The organism is Pandoraea soli (assembly GCF_902459595.1).
Lineage (GTDB): Bacteria > Pseudomonadota > Gammaproteobacteria > Burkholderiales > Burkholderiaceae > Pandoraea > Pandoraea cepalis.
Window position 1 is genome coordinate 67597 of record NZ_CABPSG010000004.1, and the last position, 25716, is coordinate 93312.

30 protein-coding genes, 1 tRNA gene and 1 pseudogene are annotated in these 25716 nt (G+C 62.9%); 19 read left to right on the forward strand and 13 right to left on the reverse strand.

What is annotated here, in order from left to right; translation table 11 throughout:
* Window positions 1–36: 36 nt before the first annotated feature.
* The gene (locus PSO31014_RS08870) at window positions 37–888 is read right to left on the reverse strand and encodes a fumarylacetoacetate hydrolase family protein (RefSeq protein ID WP_150551301.1); all 852 of its coding nucleotides are present in this window, start codon (window positions 886–888) and stop codon (window positions 37–39) included.
* Between the two features lie 145 nt (window positions 889–1033).
* Here PSO31014_RS08870 and PSO31014_RS08875 point away from each other — a divergent pair, with 145 nt between their 5' ends.
* The 9 genes and pseudogenes from PSO31014_RS08875 (at window position 1034) to PSO31014_RS08915 (ending at window position 6123) form a co-directional block, all read left to right on the forward strand.
* On the forward strand, window positions 1034–1600 hold the full coding sequence (locus tag PSO31014_RS08875; protein ID WP_150551302.1) for a VOC family protein: 567 nt from the start codon (window positions 1034–1036) through the stop codon (window positions 1598–1600).
* Window positions 1601–1773: 173 nt separating this feature from the next.
* Window positions 1774–2586: an IclR family transcriptional regulator gene (locus PSO31014_RS08880; protein ID WP_150551303.1), complete on the forward strand. Its 813-nt coding sequence runs from the start codon at window positions 1774–1776 to the stop codon at window positions 2584–2586.
* A gap of 16 nt (window positions 2587–2602) precedes the next feature.
* Window positions 2603–2797: pseudogene (locus PSO31014_RS22925) on the forward strand (hypothetical protein); the annotation flags it as partial.
* A 38-nt stretch (window positions 2798–2835) separates the two neighbouring features.
* Entirely contained in the window at window positions 2836–3285 is a 450-nt protein-coding gene (locus PSO31014_RS08890; RefSeq protein WP_150551304.1) for a cysteine hydrolase family protein, read from the forward strand.
* Between the two features lie 351 nt (window positions 3286–3636).
* Window positions 3637–3903 (forward strand): BrnT family toxin, encoded by a 267-nt coding sequence (locus PSO31014_RS08895; protein ID WP_150551305.1) that lies wholly within the window; start codon window positions 3637–3639, stop codon window positions 3901–3903.
* A 10-nt stretch (window positions 3904–3913) separates the two neighbouring features.
* A complete protein-coding gene (locus PSO31014_RS08900) occupies window positions 3914–4243 on the forward strand; it encodes a BrnA antitoxin family protein (RefSeq protein ID WP_150551306.1) in 330 nt (109 codons plus the stop codon).
* A gap of 403 nt (window positions 4244–4646) precedes the next feature.
* Window positions 4647–5018, forward strand: a complete 372-nt coding sequence (locus PSO31014_RS08905) for a single-stranded DNA-binding protein (RefSeq protein WP_150551307.1) — start codon at window positions 4647–4649, stop codon at window positions 5016–5018.
* 509 nt (window positions 5019–5527) lie between these two features.
* Window positions 5528–5779 (forward strand): AbrB/MazE/SpoVT family DNA-binding domain-containing protein, encoded by a 252-nt coding sequence (locus PSO31014_RS08910; RefSeq protein ID WP_150551308.1) that lies wholly within the window; start codon window positions 5528–5530, stop codon window positions 5777–5779.
* Window positions 5773–6123 (forward strand): type II toxin-antitoxin system ChpB family toxin, encoded by a 351-nt coding sequence (locus tag PSO31014_RS08915; protein WP_150551309.1) that lies wholly within the window; start codon window positions 5773–5775, stop codon window positions 6121–6123. Before PSO31014_RS08910 ends, PSO31014_RS08915 begins: the two co-directional genes overlap by 7 nt.
* Before the next feature lie 254 nt (window positions 6124–6377).
* Here the strand turns inward: PSO31014_RS08915 and PSO31014_RS08920 are convergent.
* From PSO31014_RS08920 to ybgC, 9 genes are all read right to left on the reverse strand, one after another.
* Window positions 6378–6453 (reverse strand) — tRNA-Lys (locus PSO31014_RS08920).
* A 106-nt stretch (window positions 6454–6559) separates the two neighbouring features.
* Window positions 6560–7675 carry a YeeE/YedE family protein gene (locus tag PSO31014_RS08925; RefSeq protein WP_150551310.1) on the reverse strand — a complete coding sequence of 372 codons (1116 nt, stop codon included), beginning with the start codon at window positions 7673–7675 and terminating at the stop codon, window positions 6560–6562.
* A 405-nt stretch (window positions 7676–8080) separates the two neighbouring features.
* Complete coding sequence (gene ybgF / locus PSO31014_RS08930; protein WP_246176557.1) at window positions 8081–8824, reverse strand: tol-pal system protein YbgF; 744 nt, start codon at window positions 8822–8824, stop codon at window positions 8081–8083.
* Window positions 8825–8834: 10 nt separating this feature from the next.
* Window positions 8835–9332 carry an OmpA family protein gene (locus PSO31014_RS08935; protein WP_150551311.1) on the reverse strand — a complete coding sequence of 166 codons (498 nt, stop codon included), beginning with the start codon at window positions 9330–9332 and terminating at the stop codon, window positions 8835–8837.
* Between the two features lie 30 nt (window positions 9333–9362).
* Complete coding sequence (gene tolB, locus PSO31014_RS08940; RefSeq protein ID WP_150551312.1) at window positions 9363–10655, reverse strand: Tol-Pal system beta propeller repeat protein TolB; 1293 nt, start codon at window positions 10653–10655, stop codon at window positions 9363–9365.
* Window positions 10656–10757: 102 nt separating this feature from the next.
* Complete coding sequence (tolA, locus tag PSO31014_RS08945; RefSeq protein ID WP_150551313.1) at window positions 10758–11807, reverse strand: cell envelope integrity protein TolA; 1050 nt, start codon at window positions 11805–11807, stop codon at window positions 10758–10760.
* Window positions 11804–12238 (reverse strand): protein TolR, encoded by a 435-nt coding sequence (gene tolR / locus PSO31014_RS08950; protein ID WP_026132193.1) that lies wholly within the window; start codon window positions 12236–12238, stop codon window positions 11804–11806. Before tolR ends, tolA begins: the two co-directional genes overlap by 4 nt.
* Before the next feature lie 21 nt (window positions 12239–12259).
* A complete protein-coding gene (gene tolQ / locus PSO31014_RS08955; protein ID WP_150551314.1) occupies window positions 12260–12934 on the reverse strand; it encodes a protein TolQ in 675 nt (224 codons plus the stop codon).
* A gap of 39 nt (window positions 12935–12973) precedes the next feature.
* Entirely contained in the window at window positions 12974–13441 is a 468-nt protein-coding gene (gene ybgC / locus PSO31014_RS08960) for a tol-pal system-associated acyl-CoA thioesterase (protein WP_150551315.1), read from the reverse strand.
* A 287-nt stretch (window positions 13442–13728) separates the two neighbouring features.
* On the opposite strand from ybgC, the gene PSO31014_RS08965 reads away from it, so the two are divergent.
* Together PSO31014_RS08965 and PSO31014_RS08970 are read left to right on the forward strand one after the other, a co-directional pair.
* The gene (locus PSO31014_RS08965; RefSeq protein WP_150551316.1) at window positions 13729–14637 is read left to right on the forward strand and encodes an NAD(P)-dependent oxidoreductase; all 909 of its coding nucleotides are present in this window, start codon (window positions 13729–13731) and stop codon (window positions 14635–14637) included.
* A gap of 329 nt (window positions 14638–14966) precedes the next feature.
* Window positions 14967–15725 (forward strand): IclR family transcriptional regulator, encoded by a 759-nt coding sequence (locus PSO31014_RS08970; protein ID WP_150551317.1) that lies wholly within the window; start codon window positions 14967–14969, stop codon window positions 15723–15725.
* A gap of 44 nt (window positions 15726–15769) precedes the next feature.
* Here PSO31014_RS08970 and PSO31014_RS08975 read toward each other — a convergent pair whose 3' ends face one another.
* The 3 genes from PSO31014_RS08975 to PSO31014_RS08985 form a co-directional block, all read right to left on the reverse strand.
* A complete protein-coding gene (locus PSO31014_RS08975) occupies window positions 15770–16399 on the reverse strand; it encodes an SRPBCC family protein (protein WP_150551318.1) in 630 nt (209 codons plus the stop codon).
* Window positions 16368–16898: a glycine cleavage system transcriptional repressor gene (locus tag PSO31014_RS08980; protein WP_150551319.1), complete on the reverse strand. Its 531-nt coding sequence runs from the start codon at window positions 16896–16898 to the stop codon at window positions 16368–16370. Before PSO31014_RS08980 ends, PSO31014_RS08975 begins: the two co-directional genes overlap by 32 nt.
* A 137-nt stretch (window positions 16899–17035) precedes the next feature.
* The gene (locus tag PSO31014_RS08985; protein ID WP_174976454.1) at window positions 17036–17725 is read right to left on the reverse strand and encodes a phosphatase PAP2 family protein; all 690 of its coding nucleotides are present in this window, start codon (window positions 17723–17725) and stop codon (window positions 17036–17038) included.
* A gap of 502 nt (window positions 17726–18227) precedes the next feature.
* On the opposite strand from PSO31014_RS08985, the gene PSO31014_RS08990 reads away from it, so the two are divergent.
* The 8 genes from PSO31014_RS08990 to PSO31014_RS09020 all read left to right on the forward strand — a co-directional run bounded on the left by PSO31014_RS08990 (window position 18228) and on the right by PSO31014_RS09020 (window position 25706).
* Window positions 18228–19850, forward strand: a complete 1623-nt coding sequence (locus tag PSO31014_RS08990) for a restriction endonuclease (protein ID WP_150551321.1) — start codon at window positions 18228–18230, stop codon at window positions 19848–19850.
* A gap of 109 nt (window positions 19851–19959) precedes the next feature.
* Window positions 19960–20604 (forward strand): FMN-binding negative transcriptional regulator, encoded by a 645-nt coding sequence (locus PSO31014_RS08995; RefSeq protein ID WP_150551322.1) that lies wholly within the window; start codon window positions 19960–19962, stop codon window positions 20602–20604.
* A gap of 91 nt (window positions 20605–20695) precedes the next feature.
* Window positions 20696–20881 (forward strand): hypothetical protein, encoded by a 186-nt coding sequence (locus PSO31014_RS09000; RefSeq protein WP_150551323.1) that lies wholly within the window; start codon window positions 20696–20698, stop codon window positions 20879–20881.
* 51 nt (window positions 20882–20932) lie between these two features.
* A complete protein-coding gene (locus PSO31014_RS09005) occupies window positions 20933–21865 on the forward strand; it encodes a DNA/RNA non-specific endonuclease (protein WP_246176558.1) in 933 nt (310 codons plus the stop codon).
* Window positions 21866–21971: 106 nt separating this feature from the next.
* Window positions 21972–22253, forward strand: a complete 282-nt coding sequence (locus PSO31014_RS09010; protein ID WP_150551324.1) for a hypothetical protein — start codon at window positions 21972–21974, stop codon at window positions 22251–22253.
* Between the two features lie 1217 nt (window positions 22254–23470).
* Complete coding sequence (locus tag PSO31014_RS22375) at window positions 23471–23638, forward strand: hypothetical protein (protein ID WP_017235157.1); 168 nt, start codon at window positions 23471–23473, stop codon at window positions 23636–23638.
* A complete protein-coding gene (locus PSO31014_RS09015; protein ID WP_150551325.1) occupies window positions 23623–24003 on the forward strand; it encodes a hypothetical protein in 381 nt (126 codons plus the stop codon). The genes PSO31014_RS22375 and PSO31014_RS09015 overlap by 16 nt, the downstream gene beginning before the upstream one ends.
* Window positions 24004–24245: 242 nt before the next feature.
* Window positions 24246–25706: a M20 family metallopeptidase gene (locus PSO31014_RS09020; RefSeq protein ID WP_150551326.1), complete on the forward strand. Its 1461-nt coding sequence runs from the start codon at window positions 24246–24248 to the stop codon at window positions 25704–25706.
* The last annotated feature ends 10 nt before the right edge of the window (window positions 25707–25716 follow it).

A 25716-nucleotide genomic window follows, 5' to 3' on the forward strand; every position in this document is an offset into this window, starting at 1 on the left:
GGCGCGGCGTGCCGCTGCCGCACCCGGCCACGACCCTTACGCTTCGTCGGCAATCGAATTGCGCAGCACGCCAATGCGATCCACTTCCACTTCGACCACGTCGCCCGGTTTCATGAACAGCGGCGGGTTACGTTTCGCACCCACGCCGCCCGGCGTGCCGGTCACGATCACGTCGCCGGCGAACAGCGGCGTAAACGTCGAGAGGTAGGCAATCTGCCTGGCGATGCCGTGAATGAGCATCTCCGTGGTTGCACGCTGGACCTCCTGCCCATTCAGGCGGGTGACGAGTGTCATCAGCGCGTTCGGCGCGATCTCGTCGCGCGTGACCATCCACGGCCCGAACGCGCCGGTGCGATAGAAGTTCTTGCCCGGCCCCCATTGCGTCGTGTGACGCTGCCAGTCACGCACGGAGCCGTCGTTGTAGCAGGCGTAGCCCGCGATGTGCTGCCAGGCGTCGGCTTCGGCGATGCGCCGTCCGCCGCGGCCGATGATGACCGCGATCTCGCCCTCGTAGTCGAACTGCTGGGACTCGGGCGGGCGCAGCATCGGCTGAGCGTGGCCGACCTGGGACGCGGGCAGCCGCATGAAAATCACGGGCTGTTCGGTCACTTCGCGCTGCGTTTCCTTGACGTGCTCGGCGTAATTCAGTCCAACGCAGAAGATCTGCTCCGGATTGGGAATGACCGGCAGCAGGGTCACGTCCGAGAGCGCGTAGTCGGCCTGCGCACCTTCGATGGCCTGGGCCGCTTCCCTGAAGGCGTCGGCGGCAATCAACGCCTTGAGGTCCGCGAAGCGCCCCTCAAGGCGCTTGCCCAGGTCGAAGATGACGTCGTCGCGAACCACGCCGAACGAAGGACCCTGAGAGGTGGAGAAGCTGACGAGTTTCATTGATGCTCCGATGATAAATAACGGTAGTTTTGATCGGCACACCGCCACAGAAAAGTGGTGTGTTTATCGTATTTTGAGAATAAACTATATTTAACGAATGACACAACGTGTTTTTCGTTAGGGTTTATCACTATCGGAGACAGACATGGAAGGGATGAAGCAGAAGCGGCAGGGTCTCTCGTTGAGCCACATGGGGTTCTATGTGAGCGACATGGCGCGGGTCGAGGATTTCTATTCGCGGGTGTTGGAGTTCACCGTGACGGATCGTGGCAAGCTGCAGACGTCGAATGGCGAAGTGCGGTTGGTGTTTCTGAGTCGCGATCCGGCGGTACACCATCAGATCGTGCTTGCGAGCGGGCGCCCGGCGCATCTGGCATTCAATCCGATCAACCAGATTTCGCTGGAGGCGGACAGTCTTGCCACGCTCAGGCAGTTCCACCAAAAGTTCGTGGCGGAGGGGCTCGACGAGATCCGCCCCGTGACCCACGGTAATGCGGTGTCGATCTATGCGCGAGATCCGGAGGGCAACCGGCTGGAACTGTTCATCGATACGCCGTGGTACGTTGATCAGCCGATGCGCGTGCCGGTCGACTTCGACCGGCCAGATGCTGAGTTGATGGCGGATGTCGAGCGCCACGCCCGTACGCTGTCGGGTTTCCGGCCTCGAAGCGTCTGGCAGGCGGAAATGGCTGAACGCATGGGGCTTGTGTGATGGGGTGAAGCGACGCAGGGGGAATGCGTCGCCGCTAGCGTCGGGGCCGGCCGTCGGTTGATGCTACCGGACGTTATCGCCCCCGCGCGCGCTTTGCTTGTGCGAGTGCGTCTGAGCAGGGGGCTTCGTGCGCTGGCTATAATTCACTCACGTCCATAGGGTTCACTGTCCAGATGTCGAGCATCACCAGAGTCTTATCCATCCTCGATCTTTTTTCCGAGGACAAGCTATTCCTGTCCGCCGAAGACGTTGGCGCCGAACTCGATTGCTCGATTCCGACGGCTTACCGCTATGTGCGAGAGCTGGTCGATGCGGGCTTGCTCGTGCGTTTTGCGGGAGGGGACTATGGGCTTGGGCCTCGCATCATCAAGCTCGACTATCACTTGCGCGTGTCCGATCCGCTGCTTGCCGTCGGCCGGCCGATCATGCGCGAGCTGAGCGAGCATTCGGGCTTCGACACCGTGATGTCTCGGTGGTACGGGAACGAGCTTGTCGACACCCATCGAGAGACGCACGACGCATCGCTTGACCTCCGATACGGCCGCGGGCGTCCACGTCCGCTTTTTCTCGGTGCCGCGTCGAAGGCGATCCTGTCGACCTTCCCCAAGGCCAAGCTCGCGGGCTTGTTCGATCAATACGCCGAGGAGATTGCGCAGAGCGGACTCGGTACGACGCTCGAGGACTTCCGCGGATCGCTGCTCAGGATTCGGCGCGCAGGCTTCTATCTCTCGAAAGACGAACTCGAAGTCGGGATTTCGGCGCTGGCGTCGCCGCTGTTTACCGACGACTCGGGGGAGGCGGTCGGCGCTCTCGCGGTGATCGTGCCGACGCCGCGTCTGCAGTTCGCCAATCTCGACCGGCTCGTTGAATCGATCAAGGAGGCCGCGTCGCGGATTTCACAGCGCACGCGCGCTGTCATCGAGAGCCGTCAGACCGGTGCCGATGGCTCATCGCAGCGTGGGTCGCGTCCGAGACGATCCGCATAGTCGGTCTTCGCCGCTCATGGCCGAGCGATGCCTGAGAAAATCATCCCCACGCCAGGGGCGCGATCTCGTCGGCGCCGCGCTTCACACCATCGACCTGCAGAACGGCTTTGTCGCCCCAGGCTTTCCCGGCGAATTGCCGATGGCGCGCAAGATCGTGCCGAATGTGAATCGGCTCGCGAGCGCGCTGCGTCAGGCGGGTGGTCATGTGTACTGGATTCGTCACACGCAGGTCGTGCCAGGCGAAGCGCCGTGGCAGCGCTTCGACGAATTCGGCGCGGGATGGGGGCGAGTCTGGGCGAGACGTTGGTCGACGGACATCCCGGACGCGCGTTGTATCCGCCGCTCGACGTTCGCGATGCGGATGAGATCGTCGACAAGACGCGGTTCAGCGCGTTTATCCAGGGCTCGTCCGATCTGCATCAACGCCTTGCCGCGCCCGGCATCGACACCGTGATCGTGACTGGCACGGTGACGAACGTCTGCTGCGAATCGACTGCCCGCGATGCGATGATGCTCGACTACAAGGTCCACTTCGTCGCCGACGCGAACGCAGCCCGCACCGACGACGAGCACAACGCGACGCTGTGCAACATGGTGTTGTGGTTTGCTGACGTGCGCACGTCCGACGAATTGCTGGCACTGGTCGACGTGGGCGCCGCGGATGCCGGCGGGGCTTCGGTGGGGGCGGAGTCACGGTAGGCTCGCCGCCAGCGTTGCCCGGCGGCGGGGCACCACGCCGAGCGTGGCACTCGAAACGTGCGAGCGCTCCAAGGTCTCGATATTCTCCGCATGTTGTCGCTCCCCGAGCTTTCAACAGGGAGAACTCTCGTGGGGCGTTTAGCGCAGCAATGCGGGAGTGGATACGACTAGGGAGACCTGAAGTTGTCAGCGTTCCGGCGGGTGGCGGTTGTAGATTCGGCGTTTGCTGAGATTTCGAATTCGGTGTTGCTGAGATGATGGGTGCGGCTCGTCAACGGGTGTCTTGTCGTGGATTTCCGTCCATACAAAAAATCGTTGACGTATGTAAATTTATGCCCATACAATAAATAGATGCAAATCGAGTTCGATCCAGCGAAAGACGAGGCAAATTGTAGAAAACATGGACTGTCGCTGGCGCTCGCCGAGTTTTTCGACTTGGAGGCTGCGTTGCTTGAGGTCGACGCGCGCGCCAACTACAACGAAACGCGGTTTGTTGCGCTTGGCCCGCTCGGGGACAGGCTCCAAGTGATGGTGTTGACAGTGCTAGACGAATCGATTCGAGTGATCAGTCGTCGCAAAGCCAACCGACGCGAGGTACGAAAGTATGACGAAACGTAGACCCCCCCCATTGACCGACGCCGAGGATGCGACCATCACGCGTGCCGCCGAGACGGATCCCGATAACCCACCGTTGACCGACCAGCAGTTGGGGCAGATGCGTCCGGCGCGCGAAGTGCTGACCGAGGTGTTGGGGAAAGGGCGTGCGGATGCTGTGTTGAGGCGTCGCGGACGCCCGGCGTTGCCGGAAGGGCAACGTAAAGTGACGCTGAACATGCGCGCTGATCGTGATGTGGTGGAGGCGTTCAAGGCGTCGGGCGACGGGTGGCAGACGCGAATGAATGACGCTTTGCGGGAGTATGCCAAGTCACATCACATGTTGCCGGCTTGCCGTCCTTGATGGCGTTTGCCCCGAAATTCCGGGCACAGCGTCACACTAAAATTGCTAAATCCATCGCATGGCGAACCTGCGTGTCTCGTTGGCCGTATCGCCTGAACCGTTGTCGCTCAACCGCTTGATTTCGGATAGCGTACGCAACGCAAACGCGACGCGATTTTCCATCCCAGCAAGCTTCACGTCGCGGCTCACCATTTTCTGCGCGGCTACATTCGACTGCCTCCTGGAGAATCTCGTTCGTCAACGTTCTATGTCGACCCGTTGGTTTAAGTGGGAGACTGTATCGGGCGTTTCAGGCGGGTCTTCATGGGTATTCAACACGCTGGTGGGTGGAACGGGTATGGTTCGACGTTCGAGGATTCAATTGAAGCACGGGCGGCAGTCGCACGTGATAACGAGGTGAAAGATGATTGATGGTCTGATTGGTGGGAAGATCTACGGAACGCCCGCTGAGCGTAAAGGGCAAGGTGGCACGGCATATGCCACTGCGAAGGTTCTCGCGGCCGGGGGCGACGGCGAGTCCCTGTTCGTGAACGTAATTGCCTTTGCCGATGATGCGCGGGCAGCACTGTTGGCGCTGGATGACGGAGATTCCGTTGCTCTGTCTGGCGCGCTCACGCCGAAGGTATGGACTGACAAGAACGGCGAGACGCGCCCTGCGCTGGACATGGTGGCGCATGCAGTGCTGACGGCGTACCACGTCAAGTGCAAGCGGCAAGCCGTCCAACGAGAGGCCGCGCCGACGAGCGGCGACCCGTTCGAGGACGAAGATCGCTGAAGGAAATGCAGGGGGGCGTTGTGAGGTGGTATGCCAGCGCGTAGCGCCGGTTGCCCCCGCGCCTCATTGACGCAATCCGCCTGCAAGGCGGTTCCATGACGCCAGAAACGAGAAAGGGGTTACAAGCGAAACGCTTGTAACCCCTTGAATTCGTTTGGTAGGCCGTGCGGGGATTCGAACGTGTGGCCAACGGATTAAAAGGCTCGGTGGGTTTTGTTGGCCTATCCAGGGGCTGCAGTACGGGGATGCATCGAATTTTCGGCTTCTCGCTAAAGGTCGGCGTTCCTGCGTGAAGGTTCGGGAAACACCTGTGAGGCGGTTTGCTTTTCCTCGCTCACGTCGACTGCGACGACGCAGCACCCGCCATGACGTATGCGGGGTACGTGTCTCTGACAGTACTTGCCAAAATCCGTCTACTGTACGATCGTTACGTATATCCATTGTAGATACACTGGTGCTTGCATTTTGCGCGCAATGTTTCTACAATGGATCAACATTTGGGGGCAAATATGGAACTCAAGATTCAAAAATGGGGCAACAGTGCTGCGGTGCGACTGCCGAGCGTGTTGCTCGAACAGATTCACGTGGTAGTGGGCAGTTCGTTGACTGCCGTCGTTCGCTCGGATGGTGTCTTTCTGTCTCCCGCCCGTCACAAGTATTCGTTGGACGACCTGGTTGCGCAGTGCGACCCGAAAGCGCCACAACCCGCAGATCTCGCAGGGTGGGGTGAGATCAAACCTGTGGGGCGCGAGGCATGGTGAGACGCGCGCGCTTCGACCGTGGCGACATTGTGCGCGTGAGCTTGAACCCGACAATTGGGCACGAACAGCAGGGCGATTTCCGCCCTGTTCTTGTTTTGTCGCCGGCGTCTTTTAATGCGCTGGGCGTGGTCTTGGTCGCACCGATCACCCAAGGTGGAGAATTCGCTCGTTTTGCGGGTTTTGCGGTGCCGTTGTCTGGCGCGGGCACGCAGACGCAGGGCGTTGCATTGGTGAACATGGTACGCACGCTCGACCTTGAGGCGCGTGGGGCGAAGAAGATTGAGCGCGCACCCGTCGAGGTTGTAGAGGACGCACTCGCGCGCCTTCAGACCATTCTGGATTGAAGGGTTGGTGAGCTGAAATTCGTTTGTGATGCGGATGAATTGGGGGAACGTACGACGTTGCTTGCTCATCAGACACCGCTTCACGGCGAACATCCTCGCCTAAATTGGTGTCCGGGAGGATTTGGCCACTACACTAGGTGCGGGAGAGAAGGGGTGATCGTGTTGCCTCGACAAAATGAGTTTTGCGGAGCAAGAGGGAATTTGCGGAGTAAATGAGAAGGGGCCTGCATCTCTGCAAGCCCCTTGAATTCGTTTGGTAGGCCGTGCGGGATTCGAACCTGCGACCAACGGATTAAAAGTCCGCTGCTCTACCAGCTGAGCTAACGACCCAACGAAGACCAAAATTATAGCGGCGCTGTCACCATAGTGTCAATACCTGGGTGGCGTGAAGGTGGCTATTTCAGGGGCGATTCGAGCGGTAGTGCGCGAATTACGCTTAAACGCTGCGCTCAATGCGCCACATCTGGTACTTGAACGCGCAGACGCCGCCCACGAGAATCGCCGCCGTCGCGAGGAACGACCCCAGCGCCAGCGTCGACACGCCCGACAACCCCTGGCCGACCGTGCAGCCCAAGGCCGTCACGCCGCCGAAGCCCATCAGCACGCCACCCACCATGTGATTCGCCGTGTCTTCCGTGCCCTGGAAGCCTTCCCAACGGAAATTGCGCGACACCAGTGCATAGACGAACGAGCCGGCAATCACGCCCAACACACTCGAAATGCCCAGCGTGATGACGTTGCTCGTGTCGCTCCACATCATCAGCCAATACATCGTGTACGCCAGCGGCGAGACGAACGACAACGCTTCCATCTTCCCGGAATTCGTGGCAACGAAACTCTCCTCCAACGTATTCGGATTCTCCGCCACGTACCCTAACTTGCCCGAGACGTACCACAGCGCCACGATGATCGCGCCCACGACAAGACCACCCAGCAGGTTGTCGAACGTCCAGAACTCGCGTCGTGCGAGCGCCGCAATCACGAACGCTCCGCCAATGGCCAACCCGAGAATGAGCTGTGCGCGGTGTACGTCGCCACCGAACCAGCCGCCCAGCAATGTCGGCAGATCCTGCGATGTCGCAAACGTGGTTTGCACGCTGTCGATGGCCGTCACGCGCAATACCGCGAACAAGCCCTTGAGCGTCATGTAGCCCGACAGACCGATCATCACGAAAACCAGCAGCGACTTCAGATTCCCACCGCCGATGCGCACGAGTGTCTTGCTGCCGCAACCGGACGCCAGCACCATGCCGAATCCGAACAGCCAGCCGCCAACGAGATATGACAGCCAGGTAAAGCGCGGCGTCGTGTAGATCGCCTTGACCGGATCGATGACACCCTGCGACGCCAGTACCCCCGTGCCGATGGTCGCGACACCGATGGCGAGCGACCACATCCGCATGCGGTTCCAATCGCCGATGTTCACGATGTCGGATAGCGCGCCCATCGTGCAGAAATGCGTGCGCTGCAGCACAGCGCCAAACACGAAGGCCAGCGCAAAGGTGAACCACACGACGGTGTGGGAGAGGGCGGTGAGATCGACGTCGGTCATTAGGCGAGAAGGCGATGGCGGCCGTGCCCGGCCGTTCGATTCATTGTCGCGAGCCACGGGGCGTAGCCGGCATTGTGTTTATCAGACGTGCCGCGCGCAGTCTGCGCGCGATCACATCGCGGGTGCGGTCGTCATGCCATGCAGACCCGGTTGGACCCGCACACATCCCCTGTGACGCCGCACTTCGAACGCTTGCAAAGCCCGTATTCTACTTGAGGTCGCGTTCGGCATCCGCAAAGCCCGGAAGGATGGGAACGCCCGGCGGTCGCGGCAGCGTTGATGATGACGGCAACGACGGTCATCCGGCATGCCCCGGAAACGACAACGCCGCCCAAAGGCGGCGTTATGCGTTTGACGATTGACCTCACACGGTAGGCTGGTTCGCACAGTCTCCCGCGAGACGTCTTACTTCAGCTTGGCCACACGCTTCTTGGCCTCGGCCGCCGATTCGCTGTCCGGGTACTTGGCCACCAAATCGTGCAACGTTTTCTTCGCTGTCGCAATCTGCCCGGATTCCGCCTGGTTGCTGGCGATTGCCAGCATTGCCTCGGCAGCCTTCGGGCTCGTCGGGTACTTCGTCACGATCCCCTGCAGCGTCGCGGTCGACCCCTTCAGATCCTTGTTGGCGTACTGCGCATTGCCAAGCCAGAACTGAGCTTCGGGTTGATACGGGCTGTCGGGATACTTGGCCGAGAAGGTTCGGAATGCCGTTTGCGCACCCTTGTAGTCACCATTGCGGAATTTCGTCAGCGCGGCGTCAAAGACATCTTTCTCGCCCGGTTGGACGGTGCCTGTCACGCCGCCGACGGTCATCTGCTGCGGTTCGAATTTCTTCAGCCGACCGTCGAGGTCGTTGTAGAAATCCTTTTGACTCTGTTGCAGGTTCGCAAGCTGGTTTTTCAGATCTTCGTTCTGACCGCGCTGGTCGGCCAGATCACGTTGCAACTGCTGAATCTGATTGTTCAAATCCAGCACGTTGCGCGTGAGCCCCTCGATCCGCTGCTTGTCCGAATCCAGACGGCTGCGGATATCGAGGATCGCTTTGCGCGCCTCGTCGTCATCGAACAATCCGGCATGCGCCAGCGGACTCAGCACCGCAGTGCCGAGCGTCACCGCGCAGATCATGTTTTTAAGCAAACGAGACGTCATGACGATTCAATCAATAAGCCAGATCGGCGCGACGGTCCTGAGCCCAGCTGGCCTCGTCCGTACCCGTTGCCTTTTCCTTGCCCAGCGAAACGGCTTCCATCTGGTTGGTGTTGGCGCCCAGTGCCGACATGGCCTTCACCACGGATTCAGCACGCTTCTGGCCCAGTGCCAGGTTGTACTCGCTCGTGCCACGCGGGTCGGTATTGCCCTGCACCAGCACGTGGCGCTGCGAGTACTTGTTCAGGAACGCAGCGTGCGCCTGGAGCAGCGGGGTGTACTGAGCATCGACGCTGTACTGGTCGAAGCCGAAGTACACGCTGCGCTTGGCGAGCGGGCCGTTCGGGTTGTTCAGTTCGTCAGCCGAGGCGTCGACGGGGGCGACAGCGCGGGCGTCCGTGGCTTGACCCTTGTTGGCGTTAGCCTGGTCGTCGAGCTTCACACCCGATGAGCAAGCGGCCAGAGCGGCCAGCGAAGAGATGGCGAGGATATTACGAAGCAGGGAACTCATTTGAGCCTCCGATTGATGTTGCTGTTGATGTTATTGCATGAAAGGGCCCCAGGAGGGTTCGCGAACTTCCCCTCCCCGAACCTGAAGAATCTGCCGGGTTTGCCCGTCCACCGAGACTGCCGCGAGAACCTTGCGGCCCCCCGACTGCGTTGCATAAAGAATGTACTTGCCGTTTGCGGCAAAACTCGGTGACTCGTCGTGGCTGGTGTCGGTCAGAGCCGTAACATCGCCAGTACTCATATCCTGCACGCACAGTTTGAATCCGCCGCCTTGTCGCGCAATGAACGCGAGCAACTTGCCGTCGGGACTGATTCGCGGGCTGACGTTGTAACTCCCCTTGAAGGTCACGCGCTGCGCAGCGCCTGCCCCTTCGCCACCGGCCGGCATTTTGTAGATTTGCGGACCACCGCCACGATCGCTCGTGAAGTAGATCCATTTGCCGTCCGGGGAATACTGCGGTTCGGTGTCGATCGCGCCGCTGCGCGACAGCCGCTTGAGGCCGCCGCCATTGGCGTTGACCTGATAGATCTGGGTGTTGCCGTCGCGCGAGAGCGCTACGGCAAGCTTGCTGCCGTCCGGCGACCACGCGGGCGCCGAGTTGTTGCCCTTCTCGTTCGCCAACACGGCACGACGGCCGGTCGGCAGATCGTGGATGTACACGACCGGCTTGCGCTTCTCGAACGAGACGTAGGCGACCTTCGTGCCATCCGGCGACCAGGCCGGCGAGATGATCGGCTCGCGGCTGTTGAGCGCGACGCGCGCATCCTGGCCGTCCGAATCCGAAATCTGCAACTGGTAGTGATTCCCGCTATGCAACACGTAAGACAGACGCGTGGCGAATACGCCGCGGTCGCCCAGCAGCTTCTGGTAGATGTAGTCGGCGATCTTGTGCGCCGTCAGACGCAAGTTCGCGGCCGACGAGGTGAGGGCCAGGCCGCCGAGCGGTTGTCCGTTCACGGCATCGTACAAACGGAAGCTGACCTGGAAGTTGCCGTTGCCCGCGGGGACGATCGTGCCCGAGACAAAGGCATTCGCCCCCTTGGCGCGCCACGTGCCGAGATCGACCGAATCGTCCACGCCGATGGCGGCGCCGCCCGTATCGATCTGATTGAAGCGTCCGCTGTTGCTCAGGTCGGCCTTGACGACGGACACGATGTCCGTCGGCGCGGCGCCCTTGAAATTGGACACGGCGATCGGGTAACGGTTGGTGCCCACGCCATTGATCTCGACGGTGAGCGGGGTCTGCGCATGGGCGATCGTGCACGCCGCAGTAAGCCAGGTGGCTACCAGCGCACGCCATGCATATTGACTGGAAATTCGCATGCGTTCGATTAGTCAGTTACGCGGTGCAGTCGCCATTTTTACCACATCCTGATGAAAATGGACTTGCATCGCTCGGTTTTCGTTCCCGTTTGACAACATTCCTCAGCCCTTTGGCCGGAGGTGGATGTCGAGCGTCGGGGGCGGGGCTTTGCCGCCGACACCGCGCGGCAAGGGGTCTGATTTTTTGATGGCGGCCATGGCTGCGGCGTCCCACGCCGGATTGCCGCTCGACTTCGTCAACTGCATCGACAGGATGCTGCCGTCCGGCGCAATGCGCACGGCGACGATGGCCTGCGGATTGCCCGTCGTATCGCCGGCATAGGCAATATTTGGCATGACCTTGGCACGCACGCGTTCTGCATAGCCAGCTTCACCGGTACCACCGCTCCCCGAGCCCGTGCCGCCGGCCTGCGAGCCCAGACCGTTGCCGGTCGCGCCGGCCGTGCCCCCGGCCATCCCGCGCAACGCCGCCAGACGCTGGGCGCGTGCCGCGTCGGCTGCTTTTTGCGCCGCCGCTTCCTGCGCGGCCTTGGCCTTGGCCGCCTTGTCTTGTTGGGCCTTCTTCTCGGCGTCTGCCTTCTTCTGTGCATCGACGAGTTGCTGCTGCTTGAGCGCTTCGGCCTTCTTCGCCGCTTCATCCTTCTGATGCTTCAACTCGTCAGCCTTCTTCTGGTCGGCCAGCTTCTGCTGACGGGCGGCTTCCTCCGCCGCCTTCTTGCGAGCGATGTCGGCTGCTGCCTGCTGCTCGGCAAGTTGCCTCTGCTTGAGCGCTTCCTGACGTGCCTTCTCCTGCTGCGCTTCGAGCAGGCGTGCCTGCTCGGCGGCCTGCTGCTCCTGCTTGCGCTTCTTTTGCTGGAGGGCGATGTCGGCGTCTTCGACCGGCGGCGTCGGCGCGGCCACGGCGGGCGGCGCGGGCGTCGGCGGTGGCGTCACCACGGGCGGCGTCGGCTCCGCGACTTCGGACGGTGTCCACAACTCGGCCTCGGACCCGGCCGGCGAACTGTTCTGCCAGCGCATGCCATAGAAGAGCAGCGCGAACAGCAGCGCGTGCATGAACAGCGCGAGGAGAAATGCCCGACCCGTGCCCCGCTCATCGTTGCGTGGGCCGATAGGGGGATTGGGACGGTCGGTGCGGGCTGCGGTGCGGCTCATTTCTGCTTGACGAGCAGGCCCACGCGCTTGACGCCCTGGGCCTTGAGATCGGACATCACGTTCATGACGATTTCATAGCGCACCGACTTGTCGGCGGCGATGACGACCGGTTGATCCGGATTTGCGGCCTGGCGTCCTTGCAGGAACCCCGTCAGATCGGCGGCGCCCATGCGCTGCTCGATGGTGTTCTCACCGTCCTTGTAGCGCACCAGCATCCGATTGTCGGCTTCGATGTTCACGACCACGGGGGGCGTCTGCTGTTGCGGGCTCGCGTTGGCGACGCTCGGCAGATTGACGATCGACGGCGCGACCAATGGCGCGGCCACCATGAAAATGACGAGCAGCACCAACATCACGTCGATGTACGGTACGACGTTGATATCCGCCATGGCGCGACGGCCGCGGCGAGCATTGCGCATAGAACCTGCCATGTCTCGGCGCTCCCGGAGTGCTTAGTGAATCTGCCGTTGCAGGATGTTGGAGAATTCTTCGACGAAACTTTCGAAGCGGATCGACAGTCGGTCGATGTCGTTGGCGAAGCGGTTGTAGGCAACCACGGCAGGGATTGCGGCGAACAGACCGATGGCGGTCGCCACCAGCGCTTCCGCGATGCCCGGCGCCACATTGGCGAGCGTGGCTTGTTGCACGTTCGACAGGCCGCGGAAAGCGTTCATGATACCCCACACCGTGCCGAACAGACCAATGTACGGGCTCACCGAACCGACCGATGCGAGGAACGGCAGATTGGCTTCGAGCGAGTCCATTTCACGTTGATAGCAAGCGCGCATCGCACGACGCGCGCCGTCCAGAATGGCGCTCGGATCGTGCAGACCCTTCTCGCTCGCCTTGATGTACTCGCGCATGCCCGATTCAAAGATGCGTTCGAGTGCCCCCGTCTGATGACGGTTGTTCAGCGCGCTTTGATAGAGCGCCTGAAGATCGCCACCCGACCAGAAATCGCGTTCGAAGCGCTCGGTCTGGGTGCGGGCGCGGCGAATCGCGAAGATCTTGCGGAAGATGTGGGTCCACGAAAGCAGCGAGAGCAGCAGCAGCAGGCCCATGACGGCCTGAGCGAGCACGCTGGCATGCAGGACCAGCGAAATAATGGAAAGGTCTTGATCGGGCATGGTGTGGTTATTGACTGACCGGAATTCTTGTTGTTGGCTTCAGGCGGCTGCCGAACGGGGCGGCTCACCCGCTGCGGCGGCCGATTGCATGGCGAGGCGCACGTTCACGGGAATCTTGCCTGGGCGCAGGGTGTTGGCCGCCACACAGCCGATTTTGATGCTGCCACGCACCAACAGTTCGCTGCTGCCGTCCGGCGCGTCTCGCCAGGCTTCCTGGTGAAAATCGACAGAGGCGCCGCCAACGCGCTCGATGCGGCTTTTGACAGTGAGGAGATCGTCCAGCCGGGCGGGGGCCAGATAGTCGAGTGCGGTTGCGCGCACGATGAAAATCATGCCGGTTTCGCGGGCCAGCGCGAGTTGCTCGATGCCGAGCGAACGGAGCCACTCGGTACGGGCCCGTTCAAAGAATTTCAGATAGTTGGCATAGAAGACTACGCCTCCGGCGTCCGTGTCCTCGTAGTAAACGCGAATTGACCAACAGGTATCAAAATCAGCCATGCCGCGCATTGTAGCGGAACCTTGGACCAACGCCAGTCACGGAAACACAATTTTTCAAACGGTAACGACGGCCTCATGTTTACGAGGAATTACTGAAAGCCCAGCGATGCACCAAGTTGGGGCCGGTTTGCGCAGATCCCCCGTGTGACGGGGGATTGCGCTGGCGCCCGAGCGCAGGCCATCTTTATAATGGTGGCTCGCAAGCCCCCTGAATTTCAGACAGGACCCCGTGGGTGCCCCCTGCATCTTGCGCCCCTGGGTTCCCTCATAGCGAATCAACCTGCGAGGCCCTCGAATTGACTTCCCCTTCATCGCAAGCAACGTCCGTCCGCGTCGCGTTTCTCGGCCTGGGCGTGATGGGTTATCCCATGGCCGGCCATCTGCAACGTGCCGGTCATCAGGTCACGGTCTATAACCGTACGGTCGCCAAGGCGCAGCAATGGGCCAAGGAATATGGCGGTGCGGCCGCCGCCACCCCGGCCGAGGCGGCGCGCGACGCCGAGATCGTGGCCGCCTGCGTGGGCAATGACGACGACCTGCGCAGTATCGTGCTCGGCGAGCATGGCGCCTTCGCCGGCATGAAGGCGAACGCCGTCTTCGTCGACCACACGACGGCCTCGGCCGACGTGGCACGCGAACTCTACGCCGCCGCGCGCGCGAAGGGGCTGCACTTTGTCGACGCCCCCGTCTCGGGCGGCGAAGCCGGTGCCAAGAACGGCGTGCTGACCATCATGTGCGGCGGTGATGCACCGGCGTTCGACCGGGTTGCCCCAACGCTGGGCGCCTACGGCCGAGCCGTCACGCGCGTGGGCGAGGCCGGCGCAGGGCAGGTTGCCAAGATGGTCAACCAGATCTGCATCGCCGGTCTCGTGCAGGGACTGTCGGAAGCGATCCACTTCGGCCAGGGTGCCGGTCTGGACATGCCGCTTGTGCTCGACGTCATCAGTAAAGGGGCGGCAGCGAGCTGGCAAATGGACAATCGCGGCAAGACGATGATCGACGGCAAGTTCGATTTCGGCTTCGCGGTGGACTGGATGCGCAAGGATCTGGGCCTTTGCCTGGCCGAAGCACAGCGCAACGGCGTATCGCTGCCGGTCACGGCGCTCGTCGACCAGTTCTATGGGGATGTGCAGTCGCTCGGCGGTTCGCGCTGGGACACCTCAAGCCTGATTCATCGTCTGCGCATGCTGTCGGGCAAGGCCTGAGCGGCCACGGCGCCTCGGTCACGGCATCGTAGCGCCTTGGTCGAGACGTTGGCGGCGGCGGAAGACCCGAGAGCCGGCCGGGTCTTCGCGGACCGTCACGGGGGCGCAGATATCAGGTATTTGGCATATCTCCGGGTTTGTCTCCAATCGTCAGCGAAGGCCGATTGGCACTAGAATGCGGAAAACGGGACGTCGCGGTGCGACGGCATGGCGGCGTGGCAGCTCGGGAGCGGGTTGGGGCGGTGGCGTGTCGACGTCGGGCAGCAGGGAGACCACCGCGAGCGATAACGATCCAGAACACAACTCGACCCCGAGACCCCAGTACTGACATGAGCAATCAGTCGAACGCCGCGGCCGTCCGCGCATTTCGCATTCTCGAAATTCTCAGTGCGTCAGGCACGCCAATGACATTGGCGGAGATCGTCGTCGCCATCGGTCTGCCCAAGCAGACGGTGCATCGCATTCTCAAGCAACTAGAAGCGGCGTTTCTCGTGTCGCGCGAAGCGGGCAGCCGGCATTACGAGCCGTCGTCGCGGGTGCGCGCGATGGCCGTCAATGCGTTGATGCACGTCGGCCCTGCGGCCGCGCGTCATGCGATTCTTCAGCAACTGGTCGACAAGCTGGGTGAGACGTGCAATCTGTCGATGCTCTCGGGCGACGACCTGGTCTACCTCGACCGTGTCGAGACGGATTGGTCGCGTCAGCTCAAGCTCGCGCCGGGCTCGCGTGTGCCGTTGCACTGCACGGCGAGCGGCAAGCTGTTATTGGCGTTCCTGCCGCGCGCGCGCCGCGAGAAGTTGATCGCGCATCTGCCGCTGCGACCGCGTGCGGAGAACACCATCACCGATCTCGAAGACCTGCGCGAGGAGTTGACCGAGACGCGCAAGCGCCGGGTCGGCACCAATAACGAAGAGCATGTGCCGGGCATGATCGCCGTGGCCGTGCCCGTGATGCTCGACCGCAATCGCGCTTGCGCGGCCATCGCGGTGCAGGCGAGCGCGCAGCGTCGCACGCTTGACGCGCTCATGACGTTTCTGCCGGAGCTTCAGGCGGCGGCCGAGGCGATGGCGGCCACGTTCAACGAGTAAGGCCAGCGCTGCGCGGCGACACCGCGGCATTGCCACACGCATCTTTATTGCGCGCGCGCAGGACTCATGGCGGCTGACGACATCGACGCAGGCGCTGGGATGGGCGTTGCCGCCGTCTCGAAGACTTGTTCGAGTTGCTTCGCGCCCTGCGCCGACTCAGCGCGCATGCGCGGGCCGATGAAGATCGGATCGAGCATCAGGAACAGCAAATTCGGGGTTCGATAGACGACGTCGCGCTCGAAGCGGGTGCCCGTGCCGTCAGGCGTGAGCGTGTAGCGGACTTCGCCCGACGGACGCCGGTTCATCTCGCCCTCGAGACGCCATTCGAGCGGCGGCTTCGCCTCGACGACCTTCCAGTGAATGATGCCGTGACGTCCGGCGAGGCGAAATTCCTCGGCGACTTTTTCTCCCACGGCGAGCGAGTGATCGGTCGCACCTTGCACGGCGAGCGATGCCGGATGCCATTTCGGCCAGTTGGCCGGCGTGGTCACGTAGTCGTAGACGGCCTGCGGCGGCGCCTGCACCGTGACCGTGTTCACGACGTGGGTCTGGCGCTCGACGGGCAGGGGCAGCAGCGAGAGCAGGGCGACGACGGCGGCCGCTCCGAGGAGGAACAGGAAGACCCGCTTCATCGGCGCGCGCTCACGCACCGGAAGGCGAATCGAGTTCGACATCGACCATCAGGTCGTCGGCCAGGCTTTCGAGCGTTTGACGCAGCGATTCCGTGCTGACGCTCGCGGGAACGTGTAGCCGAGCCGTCGCGCGAAACAGCGTGCCGCCCGACATCGATCCTTCGACGCATTCCGTGGCGAGTTCGTCGATGCTGATGCCGCGCGAGAAGAGCACGTGCGAGATTTCCCTGACGATTCCCGGATGATCCTGCCCGACGAGATCGAGCTGAAGCGCGCGTGCGGCCGGGTCGGCGGCGGCGCTCTGGGCGCGCGTGACGGCGATGCGCAGGCCTTGGGTTTCCATCGCCTGCAGGGCTTGCGTGAGCGCGTCGGCGTGTTCGTCGGAGACTTGCAGGTGGATGATGCCGGCGAACTGGCCGGCAAGATTGGCCAGACGGCTCTCCAGCCAGTTGGCACCGGCGGCGCTCGCGCGATCGGCGATCGCGTTGACCAGACCCGGACGATCCGGGCCAATCACATTGAGAATCAGGGACGTCGTCATCACAGGCTCCGTCGAAACTGAGGGGCAAGAGGCGGCGCAGACAGCGCGCTCGTTCTCCGATGGGGAGCGATGCGCGCAGCAGGTTCAAGTGTAGTGCAATCGTGCGGTGCGCCGCTACGGCATGCCCGCCAATCCATCTACACCGCAACCATGCGCCGAGTGGCCCAGCGTTGCCAAGCCCAGACAAACATCGTGCCCACCGCGATGCCTAGGGACGCCCCTGCGAGCACATCGCTGGTCCAGTGATACGCGGCGGCGAGCTGGCCGAAGGCCGTCAGCGTAACGGCAACGGCGCACGGCCAGCGCAGCGCAGGGTGTCGCAGCGCGAGCACGGTGGCGAACGCCAGCATGACGGTGAGATGCCCCGAGGGGAACGACGCATGAGCGGCACCATCGCCGCCGAACCACCGGAACTGGAACACGCCGTCGCGCAGATACGACGGATTGTCATGAATCCACGTGGCCGGCCACGTCCGCCCGAAAACGAGCTTCAGTCCTTGCTTGAGCACGCTGCCGACGCCGACCGCACCCGCCGCGAGCCACAGCGTTGCCGCCCACGCCGGGAGGCGGCGTCGCCAGACAAGCGCGGCACCGAGGATCCCGAAGGTCGGCAAGGCCAGCACAAACAGCGGTGAAGGCAACTCCGCAATGTGCTGAATCCACCGCGTACCCTGCGTATGCACATGCGCGAAGTCCACCACCGGCCGGTCGATCCACGGGATGGCGACCAGTGCCAGCAACAGGCACGCGAACGCGCTCAGCCATGCGGTGCGCAGGCATTGGGAGGCGGCGGCAGGGGCGGTGGAGGCAGGCGCTAGCTCGTTCATGACGCGATGTCGGTAGAGAAGATAAGCCGGATCCGAGCGGGTGCTGACGGAATCGACCGTCGGGGAAACCGCGACATGGTAGCCGTCATTGATGACAACGGGGCAACGTTTTCCCCGGACGGGAGGCGTCGATGACGCCATGGCGATTTGATGACGATCAGGGCGTACCTGTTGCGCGCATGACATGCTCGCCCGGCAAGGAAGCGAAAGATTTTTTGCTGAGCAAGGGGGCATCGTCCTACAATCGTCCCCTACGTAAAAGTCGTGTGTCATAAGGCGCAGCGGGCGCTTTCCGGGGGAGGGCGCGTTCCATATCGGGACGTCGCACGACGTGCGGTGGCTCGATTATCGCGATGTGCCGCGTTTCGGGGGTGGCCACCGGGCCGCTGAGCCCGGCGGTGAGTAGCCGGCCGTCAATACTGAAGTCGAACGAAGGAACAGTCGTCTTGGATGGGGTAGTTCGCTTGACAAAACAAAACCAATATCGCTTGCGGGGGCAGTAGTGAACCGGGGATTCGAGAGCATCATTGATCGTCTGGCGCGCGAGTTTTGGCGCGCCGCGCATGTGCGCGAGCAGCAGCACGCCCAAATGCAGGCGCGCTCGCTGGCGGAAGTCCGCGCCGTGGATCAGGCATTGCGCGCCGTGGAGGCGGCGCCGGTCGCCGACGCCGCCGCGACTGAGCGTACGCATGTGGCGTGGCGACAAGCCGAAGCTGCAGCGCAGGGCGCCCAGGCCAAATTGGAGGTCGCGCGGCTGGAGCGTTTGCTCGCCGACGGTCTCGCGCGCGATCTGCGCATTGCGCCAGCCGACCTGCGCGCGAGCACCACGCCGCCGGTGCTCGATACCCGGCATCTCCCGAAGATCCTGCCCAAGCCCGAATGGGAAAGCTTTGCGCCCGAAAAGCCGGGCCGGCTCGCGCTGGCCATGCCGGGTGCGTCGGGACGCTACGAGCAAGCGGTCGCCAAGGCGCGCAGCGAATTCGTGCATGCGGAACGCGAGTACGAGGCGTCGAAGATCCGGCGCGCGCAAGGCTCGATGATTCTCCAGATCGCGCAGCAGAAAGCCACGGAAGCGGCGCGTGCCGATAGTGCGCGTCACAACGCAGCGGTGGCTGACTTCGAAGGCGCGCTGCTGCGTGGCGAAGCGGCGGCCATCACGGGCTATGCGCGCATCGTGCTCAGCCGCAGCCCGTATCCCGAAGCGTTCACGCAGACGCTCGCCGCGCACTACGTCGAGAATCACAAGCTGCTCGCCATTGGCTATGACGTGCCGACGCTCGACGCTGCCGTACCCGTCGCGTTCGACTATCACTATCACGCGGCGCAGGGGCACGTGGAGGGCGTGCCGGCAAGCGATGCGGTCCGCGCGAAGGTGTATGCCAACGCGTTGCGCCAGCTCGTGCTCCGCTCGCTGTACGAGCTGTTCTCGGCCGATCCGCTGCGTCAAGTGAACGCCATCGTCTTCAATGCGTACGCCAGCGATGGCGATACGCGCGTGTGTCTGGCGAGCGCCCATGTGGCGCGCGCCGACTTCGCGGCGCTCACCTTGGCCGAGGGCGATCCGGCGGAACATTTGGCGGCGCTGGGGGCGCGCATATCAGCGTGCCCCGAGGCGCTGGAGGCGGTCGCACCGGTGGCCGGCGTCGACATGACGAAGGTCGTCACGGACGCCGACGTCGCCGTCGACCGCCGCTTCAATCTGATGACACTCACCGACAAGGACTTCATGCAGGTGATGTTCCACCTGCTGCGCTCGCACGGTTTCGAAGGGCCGCCGCTCCTGCCCGGCGAGCAGGCGGGCATGCTGACCTGCCGCGCGTGGGATCCGCATCCGATTTTCGGGGGCGACGTTGTCGTGCACGTCTATCGCGAAATGCACCACGGCGCACGTCTGGAGATCGCCGCCGCGCGCACCATGCTCGCCGAGATGCAGAAGATTGGCGCCGCCCGTGGCATGTTGATTACCACGGGGGCGTTCGACGATGGGGTGGAAGAGTTCGCACGCGATCGTCGCATCGAGCTGCTCGCCGGACATCATCTGGTCTTCCTGCTCAAGGAGAACGCGGGCGTCGATGCCAGCGTCGTGGTGCCCGAGGTACTCGCCCCCGCCGCCGCGCCGCTCTGACCGTATCGTGGCACCAAAAAACTGATCGGTTTTGGGTCTTTGCCAAGGGCCATGGAGGGGCGTAGGCTCGGCGTCATTCCCTTCCCGCTGCTTTTGTCCGGAGTCGTCGATGTACCAGCCCGTCGCCTTTGCCGAGGATCGCCCTGAAATCCTGCACGACCTCATTCGCACCCATCCGCTTGGCCTGCTCGTTAGCGCCGGATCGCAGGGGCTGATCGCCGATTCGATCCCGTTTCTGATGTATCCGGACGAAGGCGAGTTCGGCCTCTTGCGTGGGCATCTGGCGCGGGCCAATCCGCATGGTGCGGCGCTGCGCGATGTCGACGATTGCCTCGTGGCGTTTACCGGCCCGCAAGGGTACATCACTCCCTCGTGGTATGCCGCCAAGGCGGAGCACGGCAAAGTCGTGCCGACCTGGAACTACGCGGCGGTGCATGTGTGGGGCAAACCTCGCGTGATCGACGATGCCTCGTGGTTGCGCCGTCTCGTTGGCGATCTCACACAGTCGCAGGAGCGTGCACGCGCGGCGCCGTGGGCGGTGGAAGACGCGCCGGCCGATTACATCGATGGCATGCTGCGGGCGATCGTCGGCGTGGAAATTCCGATTCGCCGCATCGAAGGCAAATTCAAGATGTCGCAAAATCGCGCGATGCCCGATCGCGTTGGCGTGGTCGATGGCCTGCGTGCCGAGGGCGCATGGAGCGAGCCGTTGGCCGCGCTCGTTGCGCTGCGAGGCGAGGTGCCCGAGGGCTGATGGCGGCGAACGTCCAGCCCTTGGCGCGGTAACGATACGAAACAATTTTCTGGCGCGCCGGACAGGTTGTGCGGGGGCGTCCCCGCATACAATGCCGCATCCCAACTCGGATGCCGCAATGAAGACGCTGCTGCTCGTGCTCGCGCTGGTGCTCTGCGTGCTGTTCCTGGCGCGGGACTGGCTGCCGAGTGCTCACGCCGACGAGTGCGACAACCTCGGCCCCACCCAGACCCTGCAATGCGCCGCTTACGGTGTGGGCAGTGCCGTCCCCGAATAGCGGTTCATCCGCTACAATCGCACCCCCTCACGTCTTACCGTAAGCAGTGCGATGAAGCAGTTTCGATGGACGGTCACCGCGGTGCGCGCAAGCCGCTTGCGCGCGATGGCCGGGCAGTTGGCCGCCTCTCTGGCCACCCTTACCCGAGTCGGGGTCGTGACGTCCGTCATGACCTTGTCGGGCCATGCAATCGCCGCCGCTTCGGCCTGCGGCGATCATTACTGGGCCGCTACCGCGCCCGACATTACCCAGTCCGCCATGAATCGCGACGCGCGCGAAGTGTGCTTCAGCGCGTTCGGTGTCATGCACTCGGGCGTGACACGCACCCCGCTCTGGTCGGCCGAGCACCTGACCTCAGTGGGTTTGCGTGACGCGCGCCAGATCTCGCGCGTCAACAATTTCCACGCCGAATCGCGCCTTCCCGCCGATGAGCGGGCCGAGCTTCGCGATTACGTGCGTTCGGGATACGACCGGGGGCACATGGCGCCGTCGGCCGACATGCCGGATGCGCAAGCGCAGTCGGAAAGCTTTTCGCTGTCGAACATGGTGCCGCAGAACAGCGAGAACAATCGGTATCTGTGGGCGGGCATCGAGTCGAGCGTGCGCAAGCTTGCGCAGGATCGCGGCGAGTTGTTCGTCATTACCGGACCGCTGTTCAAGGGCAAGTCGATCACGCAGGTCGGCGATCGGGTGATGGTGCCCACGCAACTCTACAAGATCGTCTACGACCCGAAGCGCAAGCAGGCCGGTGCCTACCTGGTGGCGAACGAGGCCACGAGCGACTATTCGGTGGTGAGCGTGGCGGAGCTCGAGACGCTCGCCGGCATCGACTTCTTCCCCGGCATGCCGTTGGACGTCAAGCGCACGGCCATGCGCCTGCCCGCGCCCAAGGCGGCCGGCGGCAAGCGCAAGCGCGATCCGAGTGTGCCGTCGTATCGGGAGGTGCAGACGGTGCTCGATTTCTTGCGTACGATCATTCGCTAAGCACGACGCTGATCGCCACAGGCGTTGTCCTTGCCCCGCCACGGATGATGGGCAACCCATCGGCCGATGTCAACTGACTGATATTCCCTCGATTAAGGAGTCCCGGATGCCCACTTCGTCTTCTGCCGATGCCGCGTTCGTCCCGTTCGCCAATGATGCCGACGCGCTCACGCTGGGTGAGCTGAACGTCGAGAACCATACGGACCACGTCGCGCTCTTCGGCAATCTGGAGATTCGCCGTGATGCCGAAGGGCTGCGTCAGGCGCAGACGCTCAAGGCGGTGCTCGACGCCGTGGTCGCGACGCTCTCCAGCGCCGATCTGCCGGCCCAGGCGGGCGCGTCGGGCAGCACGACGGCACGACAGGTGAAAAATCCGTTCGAATCGTGACGCTGGCGGGGAGGGTTCGCATTCCCTTCCCCGGATTTACCCCAGCTTTGTCGCTTATTCGAACAATCGATGTTGCGCTGCACGATGTCGCGCGCCGGACACACCTACGCCGCTTCGAACACCCGGGTCGTCCGGCCGGCCACCGCGGTCACACCTGCGACATGACTGGCCCCGTCGCACCGCCTGAAATCCTTAATACCAAGAACCATGCGGGTTGCGCGACAAGTTGTCGCACCTGCGACATTGTGTCGCATTGACACCCTCTGTCATAAATCACGCGTTGCGTCTCAGGGGCGCGAATCATCCTCACTCGCTCTCGTCTCGGAATCCATCGAAATCAAGCATTTGGCTTGCGGCGACGCAGCACGGATGGGGGGTTTACGGCGGCTCGGCGAAGCGCATACTAGCCCTGCGTCTCGTCGATTCCAACAGTGTGAATTGATGACGGGCAAGGCTAAGAACACTAAACAACGCGAGGTAACTTATGCACATCCGTTGGAAAAAAGTGTATTCGAGTGGTTGGGGAACGATTCATCACGATGCACCCCGTTCCCATCGCAGCGCGAGCGAGCGCGAGCAGCTCTTTCAACGCCTTTTGACAATCGCGATCGCCTGTAGCGTCGGCGGATTCGTGCTCTTGTCGGTAGGTGCGGCCTTCCTGGGACGCTAAAGTAACCCATCTTCCTTTTCGTGCGCGGCACCGCCTCCGGCGGGCAGCCGCGCCGCGTTGCTTCGGCTAACGCTTTTCCACGACTTCCAAGCCAATGCCGCCTCCCGAGCTTATGCTACGGAGGTTTCGGCACGTTCGCCGCGCCGCTTCAATCACCCGATGCAACGGCACACCCGCGATGTTTTGAAACGTTTTGTTACATGATCACGGCGTTTCGGAAAGGCTGGCACGTCTGAATTGCGACAAATCGCTGCCATTTCCCTTAAAGATTCGAAGCCACCTGCGATAAACCGCGTTAAGCACGTTGATATCCATCGTCGATAACGTGGTCTCTCGTGGCGCTGGCGCAGCATTCTGCGGGTTCACGCTATTGCGTTATCGAAAGAATAGTGCGATCTTGAAGCGACGGCGCTGTGTCGGAATTTTGGGTAGTCCTGGGTTCCGGATTTGCCCGGATTTATCCGAATTGTCTTGCGTCTCAGAATTTTCGATAAAGAAGAAAAAAGATTATCACGCGGGCCGGTTTGATTGATTTGTGAGGTGCGCCATGGAAATTCGCTGGGAAAAGTTGTACTCGGGCGGATTGGGTCGTTTTTACGACACTTCGGAATCGAGCCGCCGTCGGGCGCGGCGTGCGCAACTGGCATGGTTTGGCGTCGTCATCTCCGTTGGCATTGCCATCGGCGCCGTCGCCATTGCTTGGCGCTGGCTCTGATGGTCGTCACGGCTGCGCGCCGCTTGAGGATGACGGCAACGGCGGTGTGGCTCGCGTTCGCGGCGAGCGCGCCGGTGCACGCCCAAGCGTCATCCGTGCCGCCGGCGCCGTCCGAACCGCTCGATGCTGCCGGGAACCCCTGCGGGTCGCTACGTGCGCTGCCTGCCGACGTCACGCAATACCGGTACGAGGCATCGAATGGGTGCAACCGTCCGGTCTCGTTCTTTTGGCGGTGCAACGCTGCGGATGCCGAGCATTCGCTGGACATCCCCGGCAAGGGGGCGCAATCGACCTCGTGTTTGAAGGCGGCAGGGGCCGCCGGTGAGATCGTGTTTCGTTTCGGCCCACCAGGCACCGGCAACTGAGGGCCTTACCGGCCCGTTTCCCCTTTCGCATGGTCCCGACTATCGTCAGCCTTCTGGCGCCGCGCCGAGGGTAGACGCGCGCTGTCCTGACGGGCAGTCGCCACTGCCGCCGGGAATGGCTATGATGTCGTCATACGGCCCGCCGGCGTCCCCGACGCGTGCCCTGGCGGAATCCCCGAGCCACGCCTGATCCGCTCGGTCCGATCCGCCACGTCCATCAAGCCCTCCCCAAGGACTCCCCCATGAACGACATCGTCACCCCGACTCAGCCGTCGCTCGACACCGCTGCTTTGCGCGAATTCGTCGAACGTAAATGGAATGAAGACATCCTGCATGCGCTGACCGACTACATCGCGGTGCCCGCCAAAAGCCCCGGCTTCGACGCCGATTGGGCGCGCAACGGCTACATCGATCGCGTGGTGCGCGATGCCGCGCAGTGGGCTGAGCGTCAGCCGGTGAAGGGGCTGAAGGTCGAAGTGATTCGTCTTGAGGCACGCACGCCGGTCATCTTCTTCGAGGCCCCCGCCACGCGCTCGGGCAGCGACGAAACCATCGTGCTTTATGGCCACCTCGACAAGCAACCGGAGTTTGACGGATGGCGTCGCGACCTGGGCCCGTGGACGCCCAAGTTCGAAGACGGCAAGCTCTATGGCCGCGGTGGCGCGGACGATGGCTACGCCATCTATTCGAGTCTCACGGCGCTCGCGGCCCTCGATGCCCAGGGCGTGGCGCGCCCGCGCTGCGTCGGTCTCATCGAGACGTGCGAGGAGTCGGGCAGTTACGACCTGCTGCCTTACGTCGACGCGCTGCGTGAGCGACTGGGCCGTGTCGGACTGGTCGTCTGCCTGGATTCGGGCGCGGGCAACTACGATCAGTTGTGGCTCACGACATCGCTGCGCGGTCTGATCTCCGGCAGTCTCGAAGTGCAAGTGCTCGACGAGGGCATCCATTCCGGCGGCTACGGCGGGATTGCGCCGTCGAGTTTTCGCATCATGCGTCAATTGTTCGAACGTCTGGAAGACGCGGGCAGCGGCAACGTGCTGCCGCAGGGCTTTCACACGCCGATTCCATTGCAGCGCCTGAAGGAGGCGGAAGCCACGGCTTACATTCTTGGCGACGATGTCTGGAAGAAGATGCCGTGGGCCTGCGGTCAGGACGGCATGTCGGTGTTGCCGACCACGACCGATCCGAAGGAGGCGCTGCTCAATTCGACGTGGCGTCCGTCGCTGTCGGTCACCGGGGCGGCGGGACTGCCGGCGCTGTCGGATGCGGGCAACGTGCTGCGTCCGCGCACGGCCTTCAAGCTGTCGCTGCGTCTGCCGCCGCTCGTCGACGCCGCGCAGGCGGTGGCCGAACTCAAATCGCTGCTGGAACTCGATCCGCCCTACAACGCCAGGGTGACGTTCAAGCCGGACGCCGGTGCGGCCTCCGGTTGGAATGCGCCCGACGTTGCGCCGTGGCTCACGTCGGCACTGAACACGGCGTCACAACGGCACTACGGGGAGGACGTGGCGTACATCGGGCAGGGCGGCACCATTCCGTTGATGAATACCTTGCAGGCGGGTTTCCCGTCGGCACAGTTCATGGTGTGCGGCGTGCTCGGACCGAAGTCGAATGCGCATGGCCCTAACGAATTCCTGCACGTGCCCTACGCGAAGAAGTTGACTGCCGCGGTCGCCGAGGTCATTGCGTTGGCGCCGTAGGCGAAATCGA

Coding starts and splice junctions, on each gene's coding strand:
- PSO31014_RS08985 (WP_174976454.1), bottom strand. CDS start 17,725: ATGAACGAGCTAGCGCCTGCCTCCACCGCCCCTGCCGCCGCCTCCCAA.
- PSO31014_RS09010 (WP_150551324.1), top strand. CDS start 21,972: ATGCCCACTTCGTCTTCTGCCGATGCCGCGTTCGTCCCGTTCGCCAAT.
- PSO31014_RS09005 (WP_246176558.1), top strand. CDS start 20,933: ATGAAGCAGTTTCGATGGACGGTCACCGCGGTGCGCGCAAGCCGCTTG.
- PSO31014_RS08995 (WP_150551322.1), top strand. CDS start 19,960: ATGTACCAGCCCGTCGCCTTTGCCGAGGATCGCCCTGAAATCCTGCAC.
- PSO31014_RS09000 (WP_150551323.1), top strand. CDS start 20,696: ATGCCGCATCCCAACTCGGATGCCGCAATGAAGACGCTGCTGCTCGTG.
- PSO31014_RS22375 (WP_017235157.1), top strand. CDS start 23,471: ATGGAAATTCGCTGGGAAAAGTTGTACTCGGGCGGATTGGGTCGTTTT.
- PSO31014_RS08970 (WP_150551317.1), top strand. CDS start 14,967: ATGAGCAATCAGTCGAACGCCGCGGCCGTCCGCGCATTTCGCATTCTC.
- PSO31014_RS08975 (WP_150551318.1), bottom strand. CDS start 16,399: ATGTCGAACTCGATTCGCCTTCCGGTGCGTGAGCGCGCGCCGATGAAG.
- ybgC (WP_150551315.1), bottom strand. CDS start 13,441: ATGCGCGGCATGGCTGATTTTGATACCTGTTGGTCAATTCGCGTTTAC.
- PSO31014_RS08935 (WP_150551311.1), bottom strand. CDS start 9,332: ATGAGTTCCCTGCTTCGTAATATCCTCGCCATCTCTTCGCTGGCCGCT.
- PSO31014_RS08910 (WP_150551308.1), top strand. CDS start 5,528: ATGGAACTCAAGATTCAAAAATGGGGCAACAGTGCTGCGGTGCGACTG.
- tolA (WP_150551313.1), bottom strand. CDS start 11,807: ATGAGCCGCACCGCAGCCCGCACCGACCGTCCCAATCCCCCTATCGGC.
- PSO31014_RS08915 (WP_150551309.1), top strand. CDS start 5,773: ATGGTGAGACGCGCGCGCTTCGACCGTGGCGACATTGTGCGCGTGAGC.
- tolR (WP_026132193.1), bottom strand. CDS start 12,238: ATGGCAGGTTCTATGCGCAATGCTCGCCGCGGCCGTCGCGCCATGGCG.
- PSO31014_RS08980 (WP_150551319.1), bottom strand. CDS start 16,898: ATGACGACGTCCCTGATTCTCAATGTGATTGGCCCGGATCGTCCGGGT.
- PSO31014_RS08895 (WP_150551305.1), top strand. CDS start 3,637: ATGCAAATCGAGTTCGATCCAGCGAAAGACGAGGCAAATTGTAGAAAA.
- ybgF (WP_246176557.1), bottom strand. CDS start 8,824: ATGACGTCTCGTTTGCTTAAAAACATGATCTGCGCGGTGACGCTCGGC.
- PSO31014_RS08870 (WP_150551301.1), bottom strand. CDS start 888: ATGAAACTCGTCAGCTTCTCCACCTCTCAGGGTCCTTCGTTCGGCGTG.
- tolB (WP_150551312.1), bottom strand. CDS start 10,655: ATGCGAATTTCCAGTCAATATGCATGGCGTGCGCTGGTAGCCACCTGG.
- PSO31014_RS08875 (WP_150551302.1), top strand. CDS start 1,034: ATGGAAGGGATGAAGCAGAAGCGGCAGGGTCTCTCGTTGAGCCACATG.
- PSO31014_RS09020 (WP_150551326.1), top strand. CDS start 24,246: ATGAACGACATCGTCACCCCGACTCAGCCGTCGCTCGACACCGCTGCT.
- PSO31014_RS08925 (WP_150551310.1), bottom strand. CDS start 7,675: ATGACCGACGTCGATCTCACCGCCCTCTCCCACACCGTCGTGTGGTTC.
- tolQ (WP_150551314.1), bottom strand. CDS start 12,934: ATGCCCGATCAAGACCTTTCCATTATTTCGCTGGTCCTGCATGCCAGC.
- PSO31014_RS08905 (WP_150551307.1), top strand. CDS start 4,647: ATGATTGATGGTCTGATTGGTGGGAAGATCTACGGAACGCCCGCTGAG.
- PSO31014_RS08880 (WP_150551303.1), top strand. CDS start 1,774: ATGTCGAGCATCACCAGAGTCTTATCCATCCTCGATCTTTTTTCCGAG.